The organism is Halobacillus sp. ABR2_026, assembly GCF_056158545.1.
Genome location: NZ_JBSWTM010000001.1, coordinates 2,839,155 through 2,865,606 on the forward strand (window position 1 = coordinate 2,839,155; position 26,452 = coordinate 2,865,606).

The 26,452-nt window shown below is 44.6% G+C and carries 19 protein-coding genes, 3 rRNA genes, 1 riboswitch and 1 other annotated feature; of the genes, 6 read left to right on the forward strand and 16 right to left on the reverse strand.

Annotated elements, in window-relative coordinates; translation table 11 throughout:
* Nucleotides 1-91: 91 nt before the first annotated feature.
* Nucleotides 92-1,021 carry a diacylglycerol/lipid kinase family protein gene (locus ACXADE_RS14730; RefSeq protein ID WP_474981197.1) on the reverse strand — a complete coding sequence of 310 codons (930 nt, stop codon included), beginning with the start codon at nucleotides 1,019-1,021 and terminating at the stop codon, nucleotides 92-94.
* 86 nt (nucleotides 1,022-1,107) lie between these two features.
* On the opposite strand from ACXADE_RS14730, the gene ACXADE_RS14735 reads away from it, so the two are divergent.
* On the forward strand, nucleotides 1,108-2,121 hold the full coding sequence (locus ACXADE_RS14735; RefSeq protein ID WP_474981198.1) for an EAL domain-containing protein: 1,014 nt from the start codon (nucleotides 1,108-1,110) through the stop codon (nucleotides 2,119-2,121).
* Here ACXADE_RS14735 and ACXADE_RS14740 read toward each other — a convergent pair.
* The 4 genes from ACXADE_RS14740 to ACXADE_RS14755 form a co-directional block, all read right to left on the reverse strand.
* Nucleotides 2,108-3,013 carry a nuclease-related domain-containing protein gene (locus tag ACXADE_RS14740; protein ID WP_474981199.1) on the reverse strand — a complete coding sequence of 302 codons (906 nt, stop codon included), beginning with the start codon at nucleotides 3,011-3,013 and terminating at the stop codon, nucleotides 2,108-2,110. The genes ACXADE_RS14735 and ACXADE_RS14740 overlap by 14 nt on opposite strands.
* Nucleotide 3,014: 1 nt before the next feature.
* Complete coding sequence (gene thpR / locus ACXADE_RS14745; RefSeq protein WP_474981200.1) at nucleotides 3,015-3,575, reverse strand: RNA 2',3'-cyclic phosphodiesterase; 561 nt, start codon at nucleotides 3,573-3,575, stop codon at nucleotides 3,015-3,017.
* Nucleotides 3,576-3,747: 172 nt separating this feature from the next.
* A complete protein-coding gene (gene pepV, locus ACXADE_RS14750; RefSeq protein ID WP_474981201.1) occupies nucleotides 3,748-5,121 on the reverse strand; it encodes a dipeptidase PepV in 1,374 nt (457 codons plus the stop codon).
* A 2-nt stretch (nucleotides 5,122-5,123) separates the two neighbouring features.
* Nucleotides 5,124-6,143 carry an ion channel gene (locus ACXADE_RS14755; RefSeq protein WP_474981202.1) on the reverse strand — a complete coding sequence of 340 codons (1,020 nt, stop codon included), beginning with the start codon at nucleotides 6,141-6,143 and terminating at the stop codon, nucleotides 5,124-5,126.
* Nucleotides 6,144-6,305: 162 nt separating this feature from the next.
* On the opposite strand from ACXADE_RS14755, the gene ACXADE_RS14760 reads away from it, so the two are divergent.
* Nucleotides 6,306-6,524, forward strand: coding sequence for a DeoR family transcriptional regulator (locus ACXADE_RS14760; RefSeq protein WP_474981203.1), 219 nt, complete (start codon nucleotides 6,306-6,308; stop codon nucleotides 6,522-6,524).
* Between the two features lie 66 nt (nucleotides 6,525-6,590).
* On the opposite strand, the gene ACXADE_RS14765 is transcribed toward ACXADE_RS14760, so the two are convergent.
* Nucleotides 6,591-7,316: a pseudouridine synthase gene (locus ACXADE_RS14765; protein ID WP_474981204.1), complete on the reverse strand. Its 726-nt coding sequence runs from the start codon at nucleotides 7,314-7,316 to the stop codon at nucleotides 6,591-6,593.
* A 19-nt stretch (nucleotides 7,317-7,335) separates the two neighbouring features.
* Nucleotides 7,336-8,943 carry a putative polysaccharide biosynthesis protein gene (locus tag ACXADE_RS14770; RefSeq protein WP_474981205.1) on the reverse strand — a complete coding sequence of 536 codons (1,608 nt, stop codon included), beginning with the start codon at nucleotides 8,941-8,943 and terminating at the stop codon, nucleotides 7,336-7,338.
* 103 nt (nucleotides 8,944-9,046) lie between these two features.
* Between ACXADE_RS14770 and ACXADE_RS14775 the strand changes: the two genes are divergently transcribed.
* Nucleotides 9,047-10,306, forward strand: coding sequence for a BaiN/RdsA family NAD(P)/FAD-dependent oxidoreductase (locus ACXADE_RS14775; RefSeq protein WP_474981206.1), 1,260 nt, complete (start codon nucleotides 9,047-9,049; stop codon nucleotides 10,304-10,306).
* A gap of 366 nt (nucleotides 10,307-10,672) precedes the next feature.
* On the opposite strand, the gene ACXADE_RS14780 is transcribed toward ACXADE_RS14775, so the two are convergent.
* The 6 genes from ACXADE_RS14780 to leuS form a co-directional block, all read right to left on the reverse strand.
* Complete coding sequence (locus ACXADE_RS14780) at nucleotides 10,673-10,942, reverse strand: hypothetical protein (protein WP_474981207.1); 270 nt, start codon at nucleotides 10,940-10,942, stop codon at nucleotides 10,673-10,675.
* A 163-nt stretch (nucleotides 10,943-11,105) separates the two neighbouring features.
* Nucleotides 11,106-11,219 (reverse strand): 5S ribosomal RNA (gene rrf, locus ACXADE_RS14785).
* Between the two features lie 86 nt (nucleotides 11,220-11,305).
* Nucleotides 11,306-14,221, reverse strand: a 23S ribosomal RNA gene (locus ACXADE_RS14790).
* A 170-nt stretch (nucleotides 14,222-14,391) separates the two neighbouring features.
* Nucleotides 14,392-15,956 (reverse strand): 16S ribosomal RNA (locus ACXADE_RS14795).
* The 16S, 23S and 5S rRNA genes sit together here, the layout of an rRNA operon.
* 556 nt (nucleotides 15,957-16,512) lie before the next feature.
* On the reverse strand, nucleotides 16,513-16,824 hold the full coding sequence (locus ACXADE_RS14800; protein WP_474981208.1) for a rhodanese-like domain-containing protein: 312 nt from the start codon (nucleotides 16,822-16,824) through the stop codon (nucleotides 16,513-16,515).
* Nucleotides 16,825-16,940: 116 nt separating this feature from the next.
* On the reverse strand, nucleotides 16,941-19,355 hold the full coding sequence (gene leuS / locus ACXADE_RS14805; protein WP_474981209.1) for a leucine--tRNA ligase: 2,415 nt from the start codon (nucleotides 19,353-19,355) through the stop codon (nucleotides 16,941-16,943).
* 52 nt (nucleotides 19,356-19,407) lie between these two features.
* Nucleotides 19,408-19,622: a binding site (T-box leader), on the reverse strand.
* A 117-nt stretch (nucleotides 19,623-19,739) separates the two neighbouring features.
* Between leuS and mnmM the strand changes: the two genes are divergently transcribed.
* A complete protein-coding gene (gene mnmM / locus ACXADE_RS14810) occupies nucleotides 19,740-20,312 on the forward strand; it encodes a tRNA 5-(aminomethyl)-2-thiouridylate-methyltransferase MnmM (RefSeq protein ID WP_474981210.1) in 573 nt (190 codons plus the stop codon).
* Nucleotides 20,313-20,327: 15 nt separating this feature from the next.
* Here the strand turns inward: mnmM and ACXADE_RS14815 are convergent, their stop codons facing one another.
* The gene (locus ACXADE_RS14815) at nucleotides 20,328-21,404 is read right to left on the reverse strand and encodes a tetraprenyl-beta-curcumene synthase family protein (protein WP_474981211.1); all 1,077 of its coding nucleotides are present in this window, start codon (nucleotides 21,402-21,404) and stop codon (nucleotides 20,328-20,330) included.
* A gap of 20 nt (nucleotides 21,405-21,424) precedes the next feature.
* Complete coding sequence (locus tag ACXADE_RS14820) at nucleotides 21,425-22,201, reverse strand: lysophospholipase (RefSeq protein WP_474981212.1); 777 nt, start codon at nucleotides 22,199-22,201, stop codon at nucleotides 21,425-21,427.
* 59 nt (nucleotides 22,202-22,260) lie between these two features.
* On the opposite strand from ACXADE_RS14820, the gene ACXADE_RS14825 reads away from it, so the two are divergent.
* Complete coding sequence (locus ACXADE_RS14825; protein WP_474981213.1) at nucleotides 22,261-22,779, forward strand: gamma carbonic anhydrase; 519 nt, start codon at nucleotides 22,261-22,263, stop codon at nucleotides 22,777-22,779.
* A 63-nt stretch (nucleotides 22,780-22,842) separates the two neighbouring features.
* On the opposite strand, the gene metK is transcribed toward ACXADE_RS14825, so the two are convergent.
* Complete coding sequence (gene metK / locus ACXADE_RS14830; RefSeq protein WP_474981214.1) at nucleotides 22,843-24,039, reverse strand: methionine adenosyltransferase; 1,197 nt, start codon at nucleotides 24,037-24,039, stop codon at nucleotides 22,843-22,845.
* 256 nt (nucleotides 24,040-24,295) lie between these two features.
* A riboswitch (SAM riboswitch) is annotated at nucleotides 24,296-24,406 on the reverse strand.
* A gap of 448 nt (nucleotides 24,407-24,854) precedes the next feature.
* On the opposite strand from metK, the gene pckA reads away from it, so the two are divergent.
* The gene (gene pckA, locus ACXADE_RS14835) at nucleotides 24,855-26,447 is read left to right on the forward strand and encodes a phosphoenolpyruvate carboxykinase (ATP) (RefSeq protein ID WP_474981215.1); all 1,593 of its coding nucleotides are present in this window, start codon (nucleotides 24,855-24,857) and stop codon (nucleotides 26,445-26,447) included.
* The last annotated feature ends 5 nt before the right edge of the window (nucleotides 26,448-26,452 follow it).

Consider the following 26,452-nt stretch of genomic DNA (forward strand, 5'->3'; position numbering starts at 1 on the left):
TGGTAATGATCCAAAACTTTCATGATACCGGTCCAACAGTTACCTTATTTTAGATTAACCCATCATTCTGTTAAGTTTCAAGAGATATCTATCAATCCAAGTAGAATGTTGTCGATGTTTCCGCTTTCTTTAAGCTACACTCATAACATGTACCACTTTGACCATCCACCTGATAAGGCAAGGGGCGATTAGAAGAGATCTCTATATCGGAAGCTCTCCATTCCTCTACTTCCCTCATTTTTGTATGAAGTCCAAAAAAGACACTGATGAACAAAGCCATCAATTTCATCTTGGAGATTGGTTTAACAACTAAAATAGAGAAGTCATTCCGTGAGATTTTGGCACGAGGAGCGATTTTCATTCCTCCCCCATAATACGGGTGATTGGTGATTGTCACCATCATAGCTTTAGAAATACTCATACGCTTTCCATCAAGCGTTAAATCCATGGAAATAGGCTCAGCCTGAGAAATCGATCGAAGTAGAGCCAATGTATAGGTAAGCTTTGTAATTTTGAGCTTTTTAGTCCATAAACGAAAGGTTTGGTCATTAGCTGCAGCAACCACAACCCCATCCAGTCCGAACCCTATACTATTAATAAATGTTCTTTTACTATTGGCGTTCCTTTTGTTCAAAGTATAGCTCCCCAAGAAAAATTTGGAACCTTTTGGGGTTGTTACGTAAGAGTGGAATAGCTGCACACCCTTCTCCTTTAAGTTTATACCTCGTGCGAAGTCGTTACCCGACCCTGAAGGTATAAATCCTATCGGTACATCGGGACTGTACTTTAATCCATTCACTACTTCATGAAGCGTTCCGTCTCCCCCAATAACGATCATTCCTTTTAATGATTCTCTATGAATTTTGGATAACTGGACAGCCATTTTTTCCGCATGGCCCTTTTCCTCAGTAAAAAAAGAGCGGCACTTCTTTTTTTCATATCCCGGTTCCTTTTGAATTCTGCGGAATACTTCCATGGCTTTTCCTTTTCCGGCAACCGGATTAACAATGATTATGTACATAAGACATTTCTCCTACCATCTATCATATCATTATACATTTTACCTATTATTCTAGTATACTATTAGTATAAAAGGAGGGGTATACAATGGCGAAAGACTGCCAATTTTGCGGAACTTCCGTACAAATACCAGAACAGGGGTCGTTAATAGTACGTTCAGACGGACTTAATGGAAAAAGACTACCACTTTCATTAAGGCATCAAAACACAGAGGCTTGCGTTTATGCTTACAACAGCAAAGAAGAAGTGAGAGATGCCCTTCAAACGATCGATCAGAAGTCTAACCCTACGGATTGGGTACATATTATGAACACCGATGGGTCCCATTCATTCCCTATCCCTCTCCAACATTTATATGAAAGACTTCAATTTCCGGAATGGGCTGAACTGATTCATTCAGGGCATTTCCAATCCCATCTGCAACCTATTATAGACATGAAACATCATCAGATTTATGGCTATGAATCCCTGCTTCGAACCAAAGATCTATCTGTCTCTCCCGGTGAACTATTCACCTATGCCAGCCGCTCCGGCCTACAATCCATGCTTGATCAAAAGGCGCGCAGGACAGCGGTCAAAGCGAAATCTGAACATTTACGTCCAGGAGAGAAAATATTTATCAACTTTCTTCCCTCGACTATTTATGTCCCTGAATTCTGCTTAAAACACACCTTCCAGATCATCGAAGAATTTGATATCGATCCAGGAGATATAGTATTTGAAGTTGTGGAGACGGAAAAAGTAGAAGATGTAGGGCATTTGAAATCCATTTTGGATACGTATAAAAAATCAGGGATGAAAGTTGCTCTGGATGATGTAGGATCAGGTTACAGTACATTAGAGATGTTGACGATGCTCCAACCCGATTACTTAAAGATCGATCGTTCCTATGTGCAGGACTGTCATTCGGATGAACATAATCAGGCGTTCCTGCACGAGGTCATGGAACGTGCAAAAAAACTGGACATCAAGGTTCTGGCGGAAGGAATCGAAAAGCAACAAGAATGGGAATGGCTCCACCAACTTGGGGTGGATTTTGGCCAGGGGTATTTCATAGGTAAACCTCAGGAAGTGCCGGAGAAAGTGCTTATTCTTCCGTAAAGTTCTCATCCATTTCCCATTCCGGACGTTTCACAGCAATTGTCCGACAATGTTTCAAAAGGGCTTCTGCTACCTTCAATTGATCGTGTTTCAATGGGGATTTGATCGTTCTTTTCTGCTGAAGCCACGATGAATACTGATCTTTCCCAATCCAATCCGTTAAATAAGGCTCCTGACCGGGCCCGAAGTTCATTTCTTTTGAAACGATTACTTTGCGATAAGGAAAGTCGATATTATACTTATTCAGCACGCTTCTGACAAATGTTTCTGCTCTGCGAAGGGAATGCATCGGGCTCAGCACCTTTGTCTGAACTCCCTGCTTTTCAAGCAGCCAGCTATGATCTGAAGTCGGATGGACAGTTCCTCCTTCTGAATGTTCCAGTAACGTAATGATTTCAATCCCATAAGGTCCTATAAGAAGGTGATCGATTTCAATTTCCGCACTCTTCATTATTACGACCGGATGAAACATAAGAAGAAATGTATCGGGAAACCTCTGAAGAAAGTACTTTAAATCGGCATTAGCTTTGTAAGATGGATCAGGAAATGATTTTTCACGAAGAGTAGTGGTGGCCCATTTCAATTGAAATGGGATCAGTCCGTCCAAGTAAAACTGCTTTAATTCTTCTTTAGATGAAGGTACGTGAGGAGCGTCCTCTTTCTCTTCCATTTTATCTTTTTCTTCCTGTTTTCCTTTAAAAAAACGCTTGATCCCTTTCACTTCATCTTCAGGTTCCCTTTCATCTTCCGCTTGCTCAAACAATCCCTGCTCGAAACGGTGCTTCATTTTCTTCCAATGATCCGTTTTCAGCTTAATGAATTGGCTTGGATATTGGTAGATGTTTGTCTCGTATCTTGATATATAATCTTTCAACTTTATCAATTGTGCCATATCAGGACGTTCTACCACCTTTGATTGACGAAACTTTCTCGTACTTTGGATTTTTTCCAGGATGGATACGGAAGACAGCAAATTCATGCACGGTCAAGTCATACGTATCATAAAGGACCGAATCCTCTGTTGCAGTCATAAGCGGGGAGACGCCTTGAGCATTCTTCTTTGCAAGCGTGATATGTGGATGATACTTGCGCTTCTCCCTGGGGAACCCCAACTCTTCTCCAATACGCTCGACTTTTTCCTTCGTTTCTAGTAATGAGACCGCCTTTTCCACTTCAGCGTGGAAAACTCTCGGCCTTTCAGGATTACCAAACGCCCCAGCAGGCCCTACAGCGATTTTGTATGGGGAAGGCCACTCCTGTTTTTTCAATTGTTTTACAAAGTCTTCTATCTTTTCATCGGAACAACTTCCCAGGAACTTTAATGTAAGGTGCAGATCCTCTTTGGTGCTCCATTCTTTATATTCCATTGTTCTCTTTACTATAGACTGCCAATGCATCAATGTCGCACCTATATCCTCGTTCACTTCAATTCCTATAAAATAATGATGACTCATACCACTCGTCCTTTCCTGATCACTGAATCCTTACATTTCCCTTACACAGAAACACAATTCCACGGATGAGGTCATTGAAATCGAATCAAAAAATTGAAACCCTGCCTTTGGATATATCGGTGCGTCATTTAGGACTGCTGGTAGGCTGATGCAGGAACGGCCCCTCCGTATCTTACTTGGTCAATACATATAAACTATGCGCATAAATTTCGACCGCTCTGATCATATCGGAAATTTTGACGTGCTCATCTTTTTGATGGGCGGTATCCGGACTTCCGTCAAACATGGCTCCGAACGCAACCCCAGCATTTAGAGAACGCGCATAGGTAGCTCCTCCAATGGATATAGCCTCTCTATCTTCTCCCGTTACATGGTTATAGACAGAAAGCAGCGTTTCTACAAACGGATGGTCCATTTCAAGGTGGATAGCAGAAAGGTGATCATAGGTTTCATACGTACCTCCAAGTTCTGCAGCCCAATTTTTTAGGCTCTGTTCAATAACGTTGAAGTCTGCACGGACAGGATACCTAAGGTTGATCCCGAACCTGCCAGAGCTTTCGTCCATCTCAATCGAGCCCAAATTGAACGTAAGAGGCCCGGAAACATCATCTTCCATGTTCAGATTCAACCCTCTTCCGTCAGTCGTTTCTAATGCCCTGGAAACGACGGTCACGAATGATTTTTCGCTATCTGACAGTGGAAGGGTCTCCAGGAATCCGAGCAGTGCAGTGACAGCATTCACCCCATCATCTGGTTTGCTTGCATGGACAGGCTCTCCATGTAGAACAATCTGAAAATGTCCATCCATCGTCTCGATACTTCCTCGCAAGTCATAATGGTCCAGGTACTTGTGAAACATCTCTTCGATATCCTGGGAGGAGACAACTTTGGCGGACGCTACATCAGGAACCATGTTCAAACGATCCCCACCCTCAACGGAAAGGATGCTTACTGCTCCTTTTTCCTTAGGTACAGGAAGAGTGATATAACCGTCCAACAAACCTTTTTCAGCATGTATGACGGGAAAAGAAGCATCCGGTGTAAACCCTACCGAAGGCATCTGTTCCTTTTTAAAATAGTAATCGATTCCCTTCCAATCACGTTCCTCATCTGTCCCAAGAATCAAGCGGATTTTTTTCTTTGGTTCAAACCCTTGATCTTTCAACAGTTTCATAGCCATATAGGCTGCCATCACTGGGCCTTTATCATCCTGAGCCCCTCGTGCGTACAGCTTTCCTTCTTTTATTACCGGTTCGAATGGTGGAGTCGTCCACCCTGATCCTGCTGGAACGACATCCAGATGACCAAGCACACCGATGATCTCTTCCCCTTGTCCATATTCAACATGTCCTCCGTGCCCATCCACATTTTTAGTCAAAAAACCGTCTTCCTCAGCTATTCTAAGCATTGTCTCCAACGCATCATGGATTTGTCTGCCATAGGGGAAATTGGAGTCTTCTTCGTAAACACTGGGGATTTTCAAGAGTTCCTGCACTTTTTCGATATATTCCGTTTCATAGTACTCACTCAAAGATTTGAAATCCATCCTTATTCACCTCCACTAAGAATCTTTTCATAGGTCGTTCGATCACAGACCGCGTATAATTCAGCCTCTTCTGGAATAGACTTATCCAATTTCCGGTTTATAGTCAGGTCATTTTTATCAGCAATAAGAGTCGCGCCTTGATCAAGAAGAGATTGAAAGGCATCCCGATACGTATTCCAGGAGTTATTTTTAGGAATAAAGTAAAGGTCTTCCCCTACAGACCTCTTCAAAAGCTGCCCGTAGATACCTGAAACACCATTCCTGAAAGCGGACCTTACCGCAAGTGAAGATATGGTTTCATTAGACACGATGAACTCATCAATTTGAGCATGCTTGAAATTTTTCACATGCTTTTCTTCCATAATTTCTACGATGGTATGAACATCGGGGGCTGCTGTTTCAATAGAAGAAGCAATCAAGAGCGTTTTCCCGTCTGTCATTTGTTCATTCCCCATCCGTTCATCAGCAAATACAAGAACAGCTTTCGCTTTGGAGATATTGGCTTTTTGGAGAGTCATTTCATCAGAAGCATCCCCTTTTATGTAATGAATATTGTCGCTGAGGACAGGAGCTTCTTTTAATTGATCAATAATGACAATTTTGCAGTTCTTATTTGTTTCTACCATTTCCTTCACTGCAAATTGAGCCTTTTGAGACCATCCGATAAGGACGAAATGACCGCTTTCTTTAAACACAATATCACCTTCCAGTCGTTTTTTTCTGAATATGGCAAACCCATCAATGATTTTTCCTATAACAATACCAATAAGACCGATGCCTAATACATACAATAGTATGGCAATGGAACGACCAGCAACCGTCACTGGATAATAATCCCCGTATCCCACAGTTGTGACCGTAGTCATTACCCACCAGAAGCCGTCAAACAGAGTCGGAAATGTATTATTTTCTACCACGACGATTAAAATAGTGGAAGAAAGGATTAAAAGGGCACTTGCTATGAAAAGGACCAAATGGTTCACTCGCACCATTTTTAGTAGAAGTTTCCTGAATATTAACATGAATCGATCCTCCTAATTTTAATATCTTGTAAATTAGATGAATAATCTGTAAATTGAAACGATTATTGTAGCAAGAGGCTCTACAATATTGTAGAATGAAACCAACTTCAGAGATTCACTAGCACCACAAGTTCCATACAATGACGATTAAGGAGTGGTTTTTTGAATCATCCATCATCCCGCATGCTCAATCGTATCAAAGCTGTTTACCTTTACATTAGAGATCGAGGGACAGTCTCGACCAATGAGTTAGCAGACGAGTTCGGTATTACGGATCGGACGATGCAGAGGGACTTGAGCATTTTGGAATATAACGGGCTTGTAGCAAGTCCGAATCGTGGAAAATGGGCAATCACTGAAAAGAAAGTCAAAATTTCATAGAAACCATTGATATAGATGACACCCGGAAATGGCTTCCGGGTGTTTTTTTGAAGTTCCTATGGAAAGTTATTGTTCTAAATTTGTAATCTGCATCAGGTAATCGATTTCTTCATCTGTAAGCTCTCTATACTCCCCAAGATCAAGCTCATCATCTAGTGATAGTTCTCCGACCATCACTCGTTTAAGGTAAGTCACTTTTTTATCGACGGCTTCGAACATCCGCTTCACCTGATGAAATTTCCCTTCCGTGATGGTCAGTTCAATTTCTGATATATCCCCGGATTGCAGGATCACTAACTGCCCCGGCTTCGTCTGATATCCATCATCGAGTGTAACCCCGTTGGCGAATTTCTTTACATCTTCATCAGTTACCTGCCCGTCAATCACCGCGAAATATGTCTTGCCTACATCTTTCTTAGGAGAAGTGAGGCGATGATTCAATTGCCCATCATTTGTGATCAACAGCAGACCTTCTGTATCTTTATCGAGCCTTCCAACTGGGAACGGATCAAAAACCTGATCCTCTGGCTGAAGGATATCAATCACTGTAGTCTCATGAGAATCTTCAGTGGCTGAAATCAAATCCCCAGGCTTATTCATCATTAAATAAATGTACTCCCTGTACGCTACCTCCTCTCCCATCACCGTAATTTGATCCTCTTCCGGGTTCACATGGGTTTTCGGGCTTTTTTCAGGGTTTCCATTAATCCGAACGTTTCCTCCCTTTAAAAGGCTCTTTACCTCTTTCCTCGTACCATATCCCATATTGGCTAACAATTTATCAATTCTCATAGGAAGACGTGCCCTCCTTTTATCTTCTTTTTAGAAACTTATCCAGTACTCGAACGCGACCGCCCAATACATGCTCAAGCAGCGTCGTCTGGTAACTTAACCATAGATAGACGATACCTCCCGCTCCAATACTCAAAAACAGGACGATTAAAGCGTCTACTCTTTGTTCCATTGGATCCAGCATAAATTCCAGAACCCATTTGAAGACAAACACTACCACTGACATAATCGTCGTCAATATCAATACTAGCAGTGTCCTTTTGAAAAGCTGCTGATAGGAAAATTCAATCGTGGTGAAGATTTTCCAAAAATTAAGGATGACAGCAGCTGCTACTCCCAATCCTGTTGCTATGATGGCCCCTTTTGCCCCAAATAATTGAATCAGCCACCAGTTCAATCCGATCTTCATCAAAATCCCTGTACCTAAACTGATCACGGCAAAATTCTGCTTGTTGATCCCTTGCAGGATAGATGAAGTTACGGTGTATAGGGCTAAGAATAACCCTACAGGGGCATACCAGCGAAGCAAGTCTCCTCTGTAAGCCAGCTCCTCCACTCCATAAAATGTCGCATAAGCCTCAAACGCTACGACCGAGAGTCCTGCCACCGCTGGGATGATCAACAAGGCTACAATCTGCAGTGCTTGATTCACTTGATGATTTAACCGGCTCATTTCATTTTTCGTATACGCCTGGGTTATCGCAGGCAGTAAAGCCAGAGATAGCCCCAGTCCTAATGTGACCGGAATCATGATTAACTTATGACTCAGGAAATTAATGATCGAAAAAGCATTGTTATACTCAAGGCCCGAAGCCCTTATTGCTTTTTCCAGCGTGAATTGATCGACAAGCTGGTATAACGGTGTTGCAATTCCAACCAGAATAAAAGGGCCGGCATACGTAAACAACTCTTTAAACATATCTTTATTCGATAGTCCATACGTATACTCTTGTGCCTCTAATTGGCGGTCCAAGAATGGCTTTCGCTTTCTCCAATAGTAGTAGAGGACCATGCACGATGCAATGCCTCCAATAAATGCTGCAAACGTTGCAAAGCCAACTGCTTTCGAAGTAGGCCCCTGGAGAACTTCAATAATGATGAATACTGAAACGAGCAGGAACACAATCCTTACAATTTGCTCTATGACCTGTGAGACAGCTGTAGGAGCCATAGATTCATGTCCTTGGAAAAAACCTCGTGTAATACTCATCGGGGGAATGACTAGCAGGGCAAAGCTTACCATCTGGATAACCATAGTCGCCTGTCCAAGCCTTTCAGAATCTTCACCGATTGTCCAGGCGGCCACCTGTCCAGCGGAGAAGAATAGAATCAAGAAAGCTAATACCCCGGTAATAGCCATGAGCGTTAATCCAGCCCTTAGCATTTTGCGGCCTGTTTCATAATCACCCAGAGAGTTATATTTAGAAACAAACTTGGAAACAGCTACAGGTACCCCCATGCTTGAAAGGCTTAATAATATACTGTAAGGAACATAAGCGATTGAAAATAAATCCGTACCTTCCGTTCCAACCATGTTCTCAAATGGAACCGTATAGATCATTCCTAGAAACTTGGACAAGAAAGTGCCGGCCGTTAATAACATCGTACCTTTAAGTATCTTTGACATAATTCGCTTTTCACCTTCAATTTTATTGTAGAATCGACCTCATCTATTTTATCATAGATAAAGGAAGAACAAGGAACGAATGAACGAAGAAAGGAAGACATCCATGACTTACCAAGTAACTGTAATAGGTGGAGGGCCTTCGGGGCTGATGGCGGCTATCGCTGCAGCTGAACAAGGTGTTCACACTCTGCTCATTGATAAAGGAAAAAAACTAGGCACAAAATTGGCCATTTCTGGGGGAGGAAGGTGTAATGTCACCAACCGTCTTCCCGAAGACGAAGTGATCAAACATATCCCCGGGAACGGGAAATTTCTATACAGTCCATTCTCGGTATTCAATAATTACGATATCATTGATTTCTTTGAAGAACTCGGGGTCGCTTTAAAGGAGGAAGACCACGGAAGGATGTTCCCTGTAAGTAACAAGGCAAAAGATGTCGTCCAAGCCTTGCTCAACCGCATGGATGAGTTGAATATTGAAGTACGGAAAGAGACACCTGTAGATGCCATACATTACGGAGAAGACGAACATCAAATCATGTTAAAATCCAAAGAAAAGATAACGACTAAATCATTGATTTTGGCTGTGGGAGGAAAAGCTGTTCCTCATACAGGATCTACAGGAGATGGTTACGCCTGGGCAAAGAAAGCAGGGCACACCATCACTACATTATTCCCGACGGAAGTGCCCCTTCTCTCTAAAGATTCATTGATCAAAAACAAAACCCTTCAAGGACTCTCTTTGAGAGATGTGGATGTATCTGTGTTAAATGGTAAAGGGAAAAAAATCGTTACACACCGGATGGACATGCTGTTTACTCACTTCGGTCTCTCCGGCCCTGCCATTTTAAGGTGTTCTCAATATGTTGTGAAAGAATTCATGAAAGGCCACCGGCCGGTAACCATTGAAATTGATGCTCTTCCTGATGAGAAAGAGAATGTCCTGCTTGAAAAACTTCAAACCATGATGGTAGACCACCCAAAGAAAACCTTTAGAAACGTTACGAAAGGGATGGTCCCTGAACGATTTCTGGACTATATTCTCAATCAATCTGAGATTGCTGCTGAAGAAAAAACGGCCAACATTTCTAATGAAAAGCTACGGAATTTCACCAGTTTATTAAAAAAGTTTCATGTGCATGTTTATGATTCGCAGCCCATTGAAAAAGCTTTCGTTACCGGCGGCGGTGTTTCTATTAAAGAGATTGTTCCGAATACCATGCAGTCCAAACTGATGGACCGCCTTTATTTCTGTGGAGAAATTCTTGATATCCACGGATACACAGGTGGTTACAACATCACTTCTGCCCTGGTTACAGGTAGAGTTGCTGGGATGCATGCAGCCTGGGAAGCAATGGGATAACTAGTAATAGTGAAAGTACAGTTTATTTCTTTTGAATTTATAAAAAAAGTCGAGAAAGGATCATCCCTTTCTCGACTTTCTTTGTTCATATTCTCTCAATCTTCCTAATTCATCATTTATGATATGCTGCATTCTTTCGCGGTCCTCTCTTGTTACAAGAGGATCGGCCTCATGCCAATCTACCATATATACAATATAAAACCTCCGTATACGTCTGAAATACACCGTCGAATTCGGAAATTTATCAAAATATCCTCGGACCATTTTCCTTCTTGAATAGCTCCAGCGTATTAATTCCATACGGGACCCTCCGAACATATATTCTCTCTTAAGTATAATGAGTAATCTTAGAAACCTCAACCATTTTTACCAAATGAGGGTAAGTCCCAAATACGCAAAAAGAAGACTGCTCACCAAATATAAATATCCATACACCTTTAATCTCTCATAACGGTTCGTTATGCCGAAAACCCCTACCACAGACAGCCAAATGATGATTACAATAAAAAGAATATGTTGGATTGAACCGATTTCTTCCCTTAAAGATACTAAGTAAAATCCTAGAGGAATAAGGGTAAGCATAATCGCATACTTCCAATTCCAAAATGTATTCCGTCTTCTTACCAATTCTGCCATCTCAGACACCCTTCCCTTACAAAATGAAACTCTTCAATGTTTACTATTGTCGTAAATCTCCAACCATACCAAAAACTATGTACTTGTTATTTTATCAAATGTCCTGTGAAAATCTATACATAAAACAACCCTTCAGGCAAAATTCCTGAAGGGTTGTCGGTTTATGTGGCGGCGTCCTACTCTCACGGGGGTAAACCCGACTACCATCGGCGCTGAAGAGCTTAACTGCTGTGTTCGGCATGGGAACAGGTGTGACCTCTTCGCCTTCACCACCACATCAATATAAAGTTTGAGGTGAACCCTCAAAACTGGATAAGGAAACATCTATTTGAAGAAACGCTTTTCACGAACACTATCATTTCGATAGATAAGTCATCGATCCATTAGTATCCGTCAGCTCCACGTGTCACCACGCTTCCACCTCGGACCTATCAACCTCATCGTCTCTGAGGGATCTTATTTGCTTAAAGCAAAGGGAAATCTCATCTCAAGGGGGGCTTCATGCTTAGATGCTTTCAGCACTTATCCCGACCACACGTAGCTACCCAGCGATGCTCCTGGCGGAACAACTGGTACACCAGCGGTGTGTCCATCCCGGTCCTCTCGTACTAAGGACAGCTCCTTTCAAATTTCCAACGCCCACGACGGATAGGGACCGAACTGTCTCACGACGTTCTGAACCCAGCTCGCGTACCGCTTTAATGGGCGAACAGCCCAACCCTTGGGACCGACTACAGCCCCAGGATGCGATGAGCCGACATCGAGGTGCCAAACCTCCCCGTCGATGTGGACTCTTGGGGGAGATAAGCCTGTTATCCCCGGGGTAGCTTTTATCCGTTGAGCGACGGCCCTTCCATGCGGAACCGCCGGATCACTAAGCCCGACTTTCGTCCCTGCTCGACTTGTAGGTCTCGCAGTCAAGCTCCCTTGTGCCTTTACACTCTGCGAATGATTTCCAACCATTCTGAGGGAACCTTTGGGCGCCTCCGTTACCTTTTGGGAGGCGACCGCCCCAGTCAAACTGCCCACCTGACACTGTCTCCGGACCGGATCACGGTCCTGGGTTAGAATGTCCGTACAGCCAGGGTAGTATCCCACCAGCGCCTCCACCGAAGCTAGCGCTCCGGCTTCTAAGGCTCCTACCTATCCTGTACAAGCTGTACCAACATTCAATATCAGGCTACAGTAAAGCTCCACGGGGTCTTTCCGTCCTGTCGCGGGTAATGTGCATCTTCACACATAGTATAATTTCACCGGGTCTCTCGTTGAGACAGTGCCCAAGTCGTTGCACCTTTCGTGCGGGTCGGAACTTACCCGACAAGGAATTTCGCTACCTTAGGACCGTTATAGTTACGGCCGCCGTTTACTGGGGCTTCGGTTCAACGCTTCGCATAAGCTAACGCATCCCCTTAACCTTCCAGCACCGGGCAGGTGTCAGCCCCTATACTTCGCCTTACGGCTTCGCAGAGACCTGTGTTTTTGGTAAACAGTCGCTTGGGCCTTTTCACTGCGGCTCCTCGGCAGAGGAGCACCCCTTCTCCCGAAGTTACGGGGTCATTTTGCCGAGTTCCTTAACGAGAGTTCTCCCGCTCACCTTAGGATCCTCTCCTCGCCTACCTGTGTCGGTTTGCGGTACGGGCACCTCTTTCCTCACTAGAGGATTTTCTTGGCAGTGTGAACTCAGGAGCTTCGGTACTATATTTCCCTCCCCATCACAGCTCAACGTTGCCGGACGGATTTGCCTATCCGACCGTCTCACTGCTTGGACGCGCACATCCAGTGGCGCGCTCTCCTTATCCTCCTGCGTCCCCCCGTCGTTCAAACGGAAAGGAGGTGGTACAGGAATATCAACCTGTTGTCCATCGCCTACGCCTTTCGGCCTCGGCTTAGGTCCCGACTAACCCTGAGAGGACGAGCCTTCCTCAGGAAACCTTAGGCATTCGGTGAAAGAGATTCTCACTCTTTTTTCGCTACTCATACCGGCATTCTCACTTCTAAGCGCTCCACCAGTCCTTACGGTCTGACTTCACGGCCCTTAGAACGCTCTCCTACCACTGATCATAAGATCAATCCGCAGCTTCGGTGGTGTGTTTAGCCCCGGTACATTTTCGGCGCAGAGTCACTCGACCAGTGAGCTATTACGCACTCTTTGAATGATGGCTGCTTCTAAGCCAACATCCTGGTTGTCTAAGCAACTCCACATCCTTTTCCACTTAACACACACTTTGGGACCTTAGCTGGCGGTCTGGGCTGTTTCCCTCTCGACCATGAACCTTATCACCCACGGTCTGACTCCCAGAACAAAGTCGATGGCATTCGGAGTTTGACTGAATTCGGTAACCCGATAGGGGCCCCTCGTCCAATCAGTGCTCTACCTCCATGACTTTCTATTCTGAGGCTAGCCCTAAAGCTATTTCGGAGAGAACCAGCTATCTCCGTGTTCGATTGGCATTTCACCCCTACCCACACCTCATCCCCGTAATTTTCAACTTACGTGGGTTCGGGCCTCCAGTCAGTGTTACCTGACCTTCACCCTGGACATGGGTAGATCACACGGTTTCGGGTCTACGACCGCATACTCACTCGCCCTATTCAGACTCGCTTTCGCTGCGGCTCCGCTTCTGCTGCTTAACCTCGCATACGGTCGTAACTCGCCGGTTCATTCTACAAAAGGCACGCCGTCACCCATTAACGGGCTCCGACTACTTGTAGGCACACGGTTTCAGGTTCTCTTTCACTCCCCTTCCGGGGTGCTTTTCACCTTTCCCTCACGGTACTGGTTCACTATCGGTCACTAGGGAGTATTTAGCCTTGGGAGATGGTCCTCCCGGATTCCGACGGAATTCCTCGTGTTCCGCCGTACTCAGGATCCACTCCGGAGAGAGAAAGATTTCGACTACAGGGCTGTTACCTGCTCTGGCTGATCGTTCCAGATCGATTCATCTATCTTTCTCTTTGGTAACTCCAATGGAGTGTCCTACAACCCCAGAAAGCAAGCTTTCTGGTTTGGGCTGATTCCGTTTCGCTCGCCGCTACTTGGGAAATCGCATTTGCTTTCTCTTCCTCCGGGTACTTAGATGTTTCAGTTCCCCGGGTGTGCCTTCCTATACCTATGTATTCAGTATAGGATGCTGTCCCATTACGAACAGCGGGTTTCCCCATTCGGAAATCTCCGGTTCAAAGCCTACTTACGGCTCGCCGGAGCATATCGGTGTTAGTCCCGTCCTTCATCGGCTCCTAGTACCAAGGCATCCACCGTGCGCCCTTATTCACTTAACTATCTTCGTGAAAAGACGTTTACAATTTCAATTAGATGTCTTGTCATCAATTGCCTCATCGTTAGATGAAACAATGATTCCTTATCCAGTTTTCAAGGTTCACAAGTTGAAAGATTCTTTGATCTCTCAAAACTGAACAACCAACACAGTACGTTTCCGTAATATCCTTAGAAAGGAGGTGATCCAGCCGCACCTTCCGATACGGCTACCTTGTTACGACTTCACCCCAATCATTGGCCCCACCTTCGGCGGCTGGCTCCATAAAGGTTACCTCACCGACTTCGGGTGTTGCCAACTCTCGTGGTGTGACGGGCGGTGTGTACAAGGCCCGGGAACGTATTCACCGCGGCATGCTGATCCGCGATTACTAGCGATTCCGGCTTCATGCAGGCGAGTTGCAGCCTGCAATCCGAACTGAGAATGGTTTTATGGGATTTGCTACACCTCGCGGCTTCGCTGCCCTTTGTACCATCCATTGTAGCACGTGTGTAGCCCAGGTCATAAGGGGCATGATGATTTGACGTCATCCCCGCCTTCCTCCGGTTTGTCACCGGCAGTCACCTTAGAGTGCCCAACTGAATGCTGGCAACTAAGATTAGGGGTTGCGCTCGTTGCGGGACTTAACCCAACATCTCACGACACGAGCTGACGACAACCATGCACCACCTGTCACTTGGTCCCCGAAGGGAAATCCCTATCTCTAGGGAGGTCCAAGGATGTCAAGACCTGGTAAGGTTCTTCGCGTTGCTTCGAATTAAACCACATGCTCCACCGCTTGTGCGGGCCCCCGTCAATTCCTTTGAGTTTCAGCCTTGCGGCCGTACTCCCCAGGCGGAGTGCTTAATGCGTTAACTTCAGCACTAAGGGGTGGAAGCCCCCTAACACCTAGCACTCATCGTTTACGGCGTGGACTACCAGGGTATCTAATCCTGTTTGCTACCCACGCTTTCGCACCTCAGCGTCAGAAACAGACCAGAGAGTCGCCTTCGCCACTGGTGTTCCTCCACATATCTACGCATTTCACCGCTACACGTGGAATTCCACTCTCCTCTTCTGTCCTCAAGTTCCCCAGTTTCCAATGACCCTCCACGGTTGAGCCGTGGGCTTTCACATCAGACTTAAGGAACCGCCTGCGCGCGCTTTACGCCCAATAATTCCGGACAACGCTTGCCCCCTACGTATTACCGCGGCTGCTGGCACGTAGTTAGCCGGGGCTTCCTCGTTAGGTACCGTCAAGGTACCGCTCTATTCGCACGGTACTTGTTCTTCCCTAACAACAGAACTTTACGATCCGAAGACCTTCATCGTTCACGCGGCGTTGCTCCGTCAGACTTTCGTCCATTGCGGAAGATTCCCTACTGCTGCCTCCCGTAGGAGTCTGGGCCGTGTCTCAGTCCCAGTGTGGCCGATCACCCTCTCAGGTCGGCTACGCATCGTCGCCTTGGTGAGCCGTTACCTCACCAACTAGCTAATGCGCCGCGGGCCCATCTGTAAGTGATAGCGAGAAGCCATCTTTCAACTTTCCTTCATGCGAAAGAAAGTATTACCCGGCATTAGCCCCGGTTTCCCGGGGTTATTCCGATCTTACAGGCAGGTTGCCCACGTGTTACTCACCCGTCCGCCGCTCGTTCCACGAGCTTCACCCCGAAGGGATCCGCTCGCTTCCCGCGCTCGACTTGCATGTATTAGGCACGCCGCCAGCGTTCGTCCTGAGCCAGGATCAAACTCTCCATAAAAGTTAAGTTTGACTTGCTCATTTGCACACCGAATGTGCTTTGTTTCAAATCTCTTCTATAAAAGAAGAAATGTTTTGACGTACTGGTTGGTTCGTTCAGTTTTCAAAGATCAAATACTGCCTCACCCGACAGTAATCAAATTCTAGCATAGTTGACTGTGTATCGTCAATAACTTTCATAGAATTTGTTGAAATAAATCTTTTAATAAGATGTTTTGTGTGCTTTCAATTAAGCAACGTTATCTATATTACAACGTCTCTCTTCATTCGTCAATAGTTTCATAGATTTTTTCGCGAAATACAAAATAAACCTTAACGCTCCCTTAGGTGAAATAAAAAAAGGAGTTCCTTCCATCTCTTTGGGAAGAAACCCCATTTCTCTTTATACTAAGCTCTGGGTGAATTGAAAACTTTTGTTCATCTGTTGCTAAGAGAAAACCTGATGATATCGTTGCATGATTAGCAGGGGCCGTTATAAAAGATTCGATGTGCACACGGATGAATCCTCAGCCGTTCTCCCTGAAGCTTTTAAGTAAACCCCTGTCATAAGGAGGAAGTTAAAAAACCAATTCCCCTTTCCATTTCAACATGCCGCCCTCCATATTCAGGACATTCGCAAAGCCTCTTTCCTTCATGAATTCAGCTGCATTCATACTGCGGCGGCCGGAACGGCAGATCATAACATACTCCTGTTCCTTAGGAAGATTTTCTACGCTCTCAGGTATATCACCAAGTCGTATATGTTTGGCAGTAGGGATCATTCCTTGCGAAACCTCTTCATCTTCTCTTACATCAATGACAGTGATGTCCTCATTATTATTGATTTTTTCTTCTACTTGTTGAGGTGTAATTTCTTTAATTGTGGTCATTTTATCCCTCCATTAGAATGATTTCTATCTTCATTTTATTTTAGTATTAGCTAAAATCAAACACGAAAGCTTATAAAATTAGGAAAGCACCCTGATATCAGAGTGCTTTGCCATTATTAATTCGCTACAATATTTACAAGCTTTCCGGGAACAGCAATCACTTTACGGATGGTTTTCCCTTCGAGCCACTGTTTAACATCTTCGTTCTCAAGCGCCTGCTTTTCTAAATCTTCTTTGGAAGATTCTTTATTCACCAACATTTTTGCCCGTACTTTCCCCATTACCTGTACAACGATTTCCACTTCATCTTCTTCGAGCTTCGATTCGTCGAACTGCGGCCAGGATTGGTAGCTGATGGTTTCTTTATGACCAAGCTTCTCCCACAACTCTTCTGCAAGGTGCGGGGCAACAGGAGATAGGAGTTTAACAAACCCTTCTACGTATTGTTTCGGAAGAACATCTGCTTTGTATCCATCATTGATGAAGACCATCATTTGAGAAATACCTGTATTGAAACGAAGTTCTTCAAAATTCTCTGTAACTTTTTTGACGGTTTCATGATAGACCTTCTCCAATGTCGCATCATCTGAGCCCTCTTGAATCGCTTCAGATAATACACCTTCCGTCACAAATAACCGCCATACACGATCCAGGAAGCGACGAGCGCCGTCCAGGCCATTTGTGGACCACGCAACAGACGCATCCAGTGGTCCCATGAACATTTCGTAAAGTCTCAAGGTATCTGCCCCGTGAGAATAAACGATGTCATCCGGATTCACAACATTCCCTTTAGACTTACTCATCTTTTCATTATTTTCGCCAAGGATCATTCCTTGGTTAAATAATTTTTGGAAAGGTTCCTTTGTCGGTACAACCCCTGCATCATAAAGGACTTTATGCCAGAAACGGGCATATAGAAGGTGAAGGACAGCATGTTCAGCACCACCAATATACACATCAACCGGGAGCCACTTCTTCAATGCTTCATAATCAGCAAATGTGTCTGGGTTTCCTGCATCGATGTAACGAAGGTAATACCAACAGCTTCCTGCCCACTGCGGCATTGTGTTGGTTTCTCTGCGTCCCTTCATACCTGTTTCCGGATCAACGACATTCACCCACTCATCGATGTTAGCCAGCGGGGATTCTCCCGTACCCGAAGGCTTAATCTCCGTTGTCTTCGGGAGTTGGACAGGCAGATCTTCTTCTTTAACCGGAGCGATCGTACCATCTTCCCAATGGATGACAGGAATCGGCTCTCCCCAATAACGCTGTCGGCTGAAGAGCCAGTCGCGCAGACGGTAGGTCGTTTGTTTCTTCCCCTTACCGTTAGTTTCGAGCCATTCAATGGCCTTATCGATCGCTTCATCTTTTCCAAGACCATCCAAGAAATCGGAGTTGATGTGAGGACCATCTTCTGTAAAGGCTTCTTTCTCCACATCTCCTCCGTCGACGACAGGAATGATAGGAAGACTAAACTGCTGTGCAAACTCAAAGTCTCTTTCGTCGTGAGCTGGAACGGCCATGATTGCTCCGCTTCCATAACTCATGAGTACGTAGTCTGCCACCCATATCGGCAGTTTTTCACCATTGATCGGATTAATCGCATAGGCACCTGTAAACACGCCGGATTTATCTTTAGCTAAATCTGTCCGTTCCAGATCACTTTTATTTTGAGCCTTCTCGGTGTAAGCACGAACGGCTTCCTGTTGTTCTGCTGTTACGACTTTTTCCACGAGGGGATGCTCGGGCGCAAGAACTGCGTACGTAGCACCGAACAATGTATCCGGTCGGGTTGTGAACACATCAAATGAGCGATCAGTATCTGCGATTTCAAAAGTTACTTCTGCCCCTTCTGATTTCCCGATCCAATTTCGCTGCATATCTTTAATGCTCTCCGGCCAATCCAAATCTTCCAAGTCTTCCAAAAGGCGATCGGCGTATGCTGTAATTTTAAGCATCCACTGTTTCATCGGACGTCTTTCGACAGGATGGTCTCCTCTTTCACTGCGACCATCAATGACTTCCTCATTAGCCAAAACAGTACCTAAAGCTGGGCACCAGTTCACGGCAACTTCATCAATATAGGCAAGACCTTTTTCATAAAGCTTCAAGAAGATCCATTGGGTCCACTTATAGTAATCAGGATCTGTTGTATTCACTTCCCGGTCCCAGTCATAAGAAAAACCTAGTTCCTGGATTTGGCGGCGGAACGTATCAATATTTTGTTTTGTAAATTCTTCCGGGTCATTCCCCGTGTCAAGCGCATACTGTTCAGCCGGAAGACCGAACGCATCCCAACCGATCGGATGCAGGACTTCATACCCCTGCATTCGCTTCATACGGGAAAGGATATCTGTAGCCGTGTATCCTTCCGGGTGACCGACGTGCAGACCTGCTCCTGATGGATATGGAAACATATCCAGTGCGTAAAATTTCTTCTTGTCAGAATAACTGTCTGTTTTGAAAGTTTTCTCTTCCAGCCAGTGCTTCTGCCATTTCTTTTCAATGGTTTTATGATCAAAAGCCATTTCCTTACCTCCTCATAATCTCTCTACAAAATATAAAAAGCCCCTCATCCCAACATGGGACGAGAGGCTTGATTCCCGCGGTACCACCCAAATTAACACATACGTGTTCAACTTGATATCGATAACGGCGATCTCACCGGCGGAAACTACTTCTGTTCACTTCCGCGACATCCAAGGTGAGTTCATGACCTCCAAGGACAGCTTGCACCACCCGCTGTCTCTCTACTGCTTGGAAGAATCACTACTACTCCTTTTCAACGTCAGAGTATTATAACCGTATATTAATGAATGAAACGTGCTTTGTCAAGCAGCACAGAGGTGATCCACATGACAGGATGGTTCATGCTACAATAATCAAAGAACAAGACATATGGAGGCTTCACTATGACGATTGAAAGAATTTTAGACTATGCACATACTTTGATAAAAAGAGCGGTTGCCCCCGGTGATGCAGTCATCGACGGCACATGCGGGAACGGACACGATACGGCCTTTTTAGCAGGACTCGTTGGCTCAGAAGGGCGCGTCTACGCCTTTGATGTCCAAGAGAAGGCCATTGAAAACACTCATCAGCGTTTATTGGATCAAGGATATGACAAGCAGACGACCCTGATCCATGATTCTCATGAGCACATTCAAGATTACCTGCAAGAAGAACATGAAACGAACATTGCAGGGGCCTTATACAACCTCGGTTATCTACCTGGCAGTGATAAAAGTGTCGTCACTCAAGCGGGTGGGACAATCCAGTCTGTGCAAAACGTCCTGACCTCCTTGAAAAAAGGTGGTCTCATCGTTCTTGTTGTCTATCACGGACACCCTGGAGGCGCCGAAGAAAAAGAAGCCCTGATGGAATACGTGACACAACTAAACTCCCAAAAATACCAAGTCCTGCACTACGGATTCCTGAATAAGAAGAGCACTCCACCATTCATTTTAGCTATCGAAAGAATTTAAAAAAAGCCTGGTCCGCTACAATTCGCGGCCAGGCTTTAATTTATGATACATTTTGGTATTAAAATAGAAGAAAGTCGCTTTCCTTCCACTCACTTTCAGCATTTCCTTTACAAAGCTCTTCGCATTGGAAAGCCTGCCCACCTTCCTGTCAGCAAGATACATCCCGACTAAACCTTCGTGGATCATTTGATGGAAAGAAGCATCAGGTAGTCGCTGAATTTCTTCATGTGTCCTTTTTACGAAATATCGGAAACGTGTCTTCATGTCCTCATCATGATCGTAGTAGGCGCAAAAATTCAAATCCCCTTCTTTTTCATCCTCTTCTTGGTCAATGTAATAATCAAGCAGAATATGTAACCCCTGCATGTACGGAAAATAACTTCGGACGATTTGGTCGGATAAAGCCATATCCATACGACCACTCAATGTGTAGGAGATCAGGCAGAAAATCCCTAAAGTAGATCCTGTGCAAGCAGAGAATTCATACCAGCTAAGTTCGGGCCATTCTTTTTGATAACGCGTGAACCAACGTTGCAGCCTGGGGATTCTCTCATTTTCGATAACATGCTTATGTACTTGCAGGTCTCCATACAGTTCACCGAGCTTCAACGCTTGCGCCTGGACGGTCGAATAGTTCGAAGCTTCTGCGAGTACCTCCTGGCAAGTAGCCACAAGTTGGTGGAGGTAACCCCCATCATCTTTTTCTTCCCGGTACTGATAATAATCCTGCAATGGGTTGCCGGGAGTTAAAGCATCAATCATTGATTCATGAAGCATACGAAAATCTTCAGGGTCCATCGAAGTACTTCGATCGCAAAGATTGTCTAAATAATCACTGATGGTCTGATAAGCTACAATAAAACGGATGGCCTGTTTATCTTTCGTCCCCGACAGGACAGAATAAATGGACCCACCCTCACAATGGAATGTCTTTTCCTCAATACTCGTTAAGGCTTGATTTCTCAGCTCTTCGTCAGGAATTGCTTTGGCACGTTCAATCCAATGCGATAATTCACGATGAACAGCGGGAAAGACATGACGATACACTTGATACATCAAAAGGATAGCGTTGGTAGGAACGGCTCGTTTCAAAAGAAATCCTCCTTACAGTCTTACGTTAAGTGATCCTCTAAAAAAGACAGCGTATGTTGATAAACTTCCTTCCACTCAGGTTCATTGTAGATCTCGTGGTAGAGCCCCGGCCACTGTTTATACCTTTTCTCCTTCACTTGTAAACGATCGAACCACTCAGCTGTCTTCTCAATCTTCACCATGTAATCCTCTTCTGCCTGCATCATTAACAACGGGACATCAGGGTATTTGGGAAGATCTGCAAATGCTTCTCTGGTCGCTTTCTGGAACTCGCGGTACCACCGTACGGAAACTTTATCAACGATCATAGGATCCTGATTAAACTCTATAATCTTGTCCTTATTACGTGTAATGTATTCAGGGTCCTGCGGGGCTTTTATTCGTAAAGATGGAAAAAAAGTATTCAATAAATAAGAGATAACCTCCAACGGGATACTTGCTTTTTTGAGAAGTCCTAGAGCGGGAGAGGATAAGACCACCCCATCCACACCCAATCGGGCCGTTTCCATCGCTCTGACAACAGCAAGTCCTCCCATGCTATGACCGATGACGAATACTTTTTTTGTGGGATCCGCCTGATGGATCCAGTTTTTTATCGTATCCACATAATCTCCAAAAGACCGTATATGTCCCCTCTTACCAGAAGAACTCCCTTGGCCGGGCAGATCACCGTAAATGACAGAAAAACCATCATTATGAAATTGTTCAGCTAATCCATGATACCGACCGGAATGTTCAAAAGCACCATGAACAATAACAATGGTTGCCCGGTCATGAGCGGCTTCTAGTTTCTTCACAGCATCCCCCTCATTCCTTCTGCTATACTATCATTAGATATATTATAAGGGGGTTCTTCATGATTTGCGAATATAAAGGAAAAACACCGGCCATTCATCCAACTGCTTATATCGCTGGAGATTCGGTGATTACAGGGGATGTAACGATTAGTGAAAATGCCAGCATCTGGTTCAAAACGGTCATCCGCGGAGACGTTGCTCCCGTACATATCGGCAAAAATACGAATATCCAGGATTTGAGCCTTCTACATCAAAGTCCTGACCTGCCTTTAGTCATTGAAGATGGAGTAACGATAGGCCATCAGGTCACCCTACACTCTGCTCATGTGAAAGAAAACGCATTGATCGGTATGGGATCTTTAATCCTCGATGGTGCTGTGATAGGAGAACAGGCCTTCATAGGGGCCGGTAGCCTTGTGCCACCAGGTAAAGTTATCCCTCCAAATACCCTTGCTTTCGGCCGTCCTGCCAAAGTGATAAGGGAACTGAATGAAGAGGACATCCAAGAGCTGAACCGAATACGAAAAAGTTACGTTGAAAAAGGTCAGTATTATAAAGAGATGCAGGAGAATTCATAGATATCCACTCTGTGTCTATTCATAAAAAAAACCGTTCCTACCGATTGGTTGGAACGGTTTTTTTTATTTACAACGAGCTTTCAACTCATCGGCTTTGTCTGTCAGTTCCCAAGGGAATTCTACGTCTGTCCGTCCAAAGTGCCCGTAAGCAGCTGTTTGACGGTAAATCGGACGGCGCAGGTCCAGCATTTTAATGATTCCTGCAGGACGCAGGTCAAACAATTCACGGACAGCTTCTACTAATTTCTCTTCTGAAACCGTACCTGTTCCATTCGTATTGATAGCAATGGAAACAGGTTGAGCCACACCGATAGCATAAGCAAGCTGAACTTCTACAGAATCCGCCAGCCCTGCAGCTACGATATTTTTAGCGACGTAACGTGCTGCATAAGCAGCCGAGCGATCCACTTTCGTAGCATCCTTACCGCTGAATGCGCCGCCTCCGTGACGAGCATATCCACCGTAGGTATCGACTATGATTTTTCTACCAGTAAGACCCGCATCCCCTTGTGGACCGCCAATAACAAATCGCCCTGTAGGATTGATAAAGTATTTCGTCTTTTCATCGATATAACCTTCGGGAACGATCGGTTGGATCACATGCTTTTTCAAGTCTTCCTGAATCTGTTGAAGTGTGACTTCTTCAGCATGTTGAGTGGATATAACGATAGTATCTACACGGACAGGCTTGTCGTTTTCATCATATTCCACTGTCACCTGAGTCTTTCCATCCGGCCGAAGATAATCCAAGGTGCCGTCGTTTCTGACATCTGATAAACGTTTTGATAACTTATGAGCTAAGGAGATTGGCAGAGGCATCAACTCTTTGGTTTCATTGTTGGCGAATCCGAACATCAACCCCTGATCTCCAGCTCCAATCGCTTCTATTTCATCATCACTCATTTTCCCTTCGCGGGATTCAAGAGCAACATCCACGCCGCCTGCTATATCCGGCGATTGTTCATCAATAGCCGTTAATACAGCACAAGTGTCGGCGTCAAATCCAAATTTCGCCCGGGTATATCCAATATCTTTAATTGTTTGGCGAACGATGGCAGGAATATCTACATAAGTATTTGTACTAATCTCACCGGAAACGAGTACAAGTCCCGTTGTCACTGTTGTCTCACATGCAACCCTCGCATTGGGGTCGTTTTTTAATATTTCATCTAATATCGCATCAGAAATCTGGTCGCAAATTTTATCCGGGTGCCCTTCTGTAACTGATTCTGATGTGAATAACCGGCGGTTTGCAGGCATCTCTTAAAAACTCCTCCTTCTGTAAGTACAAAGTATTAGACGGAACTCTTTACCAGTATGTGCAGAAACTTTTATAAGTTTCATATATGTGCATGCTGCCTCTTTTACAAACAATGGAGCATTATCATAGGAATACATGTACAGGTTTTCCTGTAAACATTTCTTCATTAAAGGCTGATCTGATTTCACATTTAAAGAAAAGCCTATAAAAAAGAAAAAACCTTTCCTTATCGAGGAAAGGGGCTGCTTCCTTTCGCTCTTATCGTCCAAGGAGCATGTACTCCTTGCTTCAGGTTAGCACCGTGTCATGTTTATGACGGTTGCCGGGTTTCAAAGGGCCTGTCCCTCCACCAACTCTGGATAAGAGAGTATCCGTTCCTCGTTATCGTAACGAAATCCTAAATTAATGTCAATTGAATTCCATCCGGTGGATACAAGGCCGGTAAACGTTTTAAGTAAATGCACATATATTATTAGAACACTTTTCTTTAACGGGCCACCGGCAATCTTCCTTGTATAAGTGTTCCAATGACCACTCACTCCAGAAGCCCCGCTGAATGTTAACCAACACGATTCGTAAAACTCACCCTTATAAATAAGTACGAATGATTCTTTGACAGAACTAGCACATTTTTTCTCTTGTGGTCCTAAAATTCCCCTAGGTTGTTGAATGAACCAGCTATTTTATGGTTTAATTTTTCTGAATAAACAAAATGTAAGCTTTTTCACATATAGTATGGACTAATATATTTAATGTGTTATACTAATCTCACATTAGGTTGATCATAATTAATTGCAAAGGCGGGTCGACGCATATGAGTACCATTAATCAAATGTCTGAACTGAATCTTTTACTTGCCCAAGAACATGTGAACCATCAGTTATCAGTGCCACACTTGGTGGAAAGAATCTTATCTCGTAACGAAGGCACTCTTACTGAAAAAGGGGCCATCCAAGCAACAACAGGTACTTATACAGGCAGATCTCCAAAAGATAAATTCATCGTCAAAGATGATGTGACTAAAGACAAAGTTCAATGGGGCGCTGTAAATCAGCCTATTGACGATCAAACATTCGTAAAACTTTATCATAAAGTACTAGATTATTTGAAAGATCGGGAAGAACTCTTCGTTTTTAAAGGATTTGCAGGCGCTGATGAACGATACCGCCTTCCTTTACAAGTACTTACAGAATTCGCATGGCACAATTTGTTCGCTCAGCAAATGTTCATTAAGCCCGATGAAGAAGAGCTGGAAGATCATGAAGCAGAGTTCACCGTCGTATCAGCTCCTACTTTCAAAGCTGACCCACAGGTCGATGGAACAAACTCAGAAGCGTTTATCATGATCTCATTCAAGCACCGAATCGTTCTAATCGGCGGAACAGAATATGCCGGCGAAATTAAGAAATCCATCTTCTCTGTCATGAACTATATTCTCCCAGAGAAGAACGTTTTACCAATGCATTGCTCAGCGAACGTAGGTAAAGAAGGAGATGTCGCTCTATTTTTCGGTCTGTCAGGAACCGGGAAGACAACTTTATCGGCGGATCAACAGCGCCGGTTGATTGGTGACGATGAGCATGCCTGGTCCAACTATGGCGTCTTCAACATAGAAGGCGGCTGTTATGCCAAGTGCATCAACCTTTCTCAAGAAAAAGAACCGCAAATTTTTGATGCCATTCATTTCGGTTCAGTATTGGAGAACGTTGTGCTCGATCCACAGTCTCACCGGCCTGATTATCATGATACGAGTCTTACGGAAAACACACGCGCCGCCTATCCTTTGGAGCACATCAGCAACACCGTGCAGCCAAGTATCGCAGGTCATCCGAACGCGATTATTTTTTTAACGGCTGATGCTACAGGTGTTCTTCCACCAATCAGTAAATTGACAAAAGAGCAGGCCATGTATCACTTCCTGAGTGGATACACAAGTAAATTAGCAGGAACTGAACGAGGGATTACAGAACCACAGGCTACTTTCTCCGCCTGCTTCGGATCGCCTTTCCTTCCGCTTCCACCTTCCACCTATGCTGAGATGCTGGGAGAGAAAATTGATCAATTCAATACAGATGTTTATTTGGTCAACACTGGATGGTCCGGAGGTTCCTATGGGGAAGGTCAAAGAATTAAGCTAAGTTATACAAGATCCATGATCCATGCAGCATTAGAAGGAGAATTGAGTTCAGCAGAAACGTATCAGGACCCGTTCTTCGGTCTTAATATCCCAACCCACTGTCCAGGCGTCCCAGATGAAGTTCTGTTCCCTAGAAAAACGTGGGCAGATCCAGATGCCTATGACGAGAGTGCGAAGTCATTAGCTGGAAAGTTTCACGATAACTTCAAGAAGTTCACTTATGCGAGTGACAATATCAAAAATGCAGGACCGACCTATCACAGGTCATAACCATT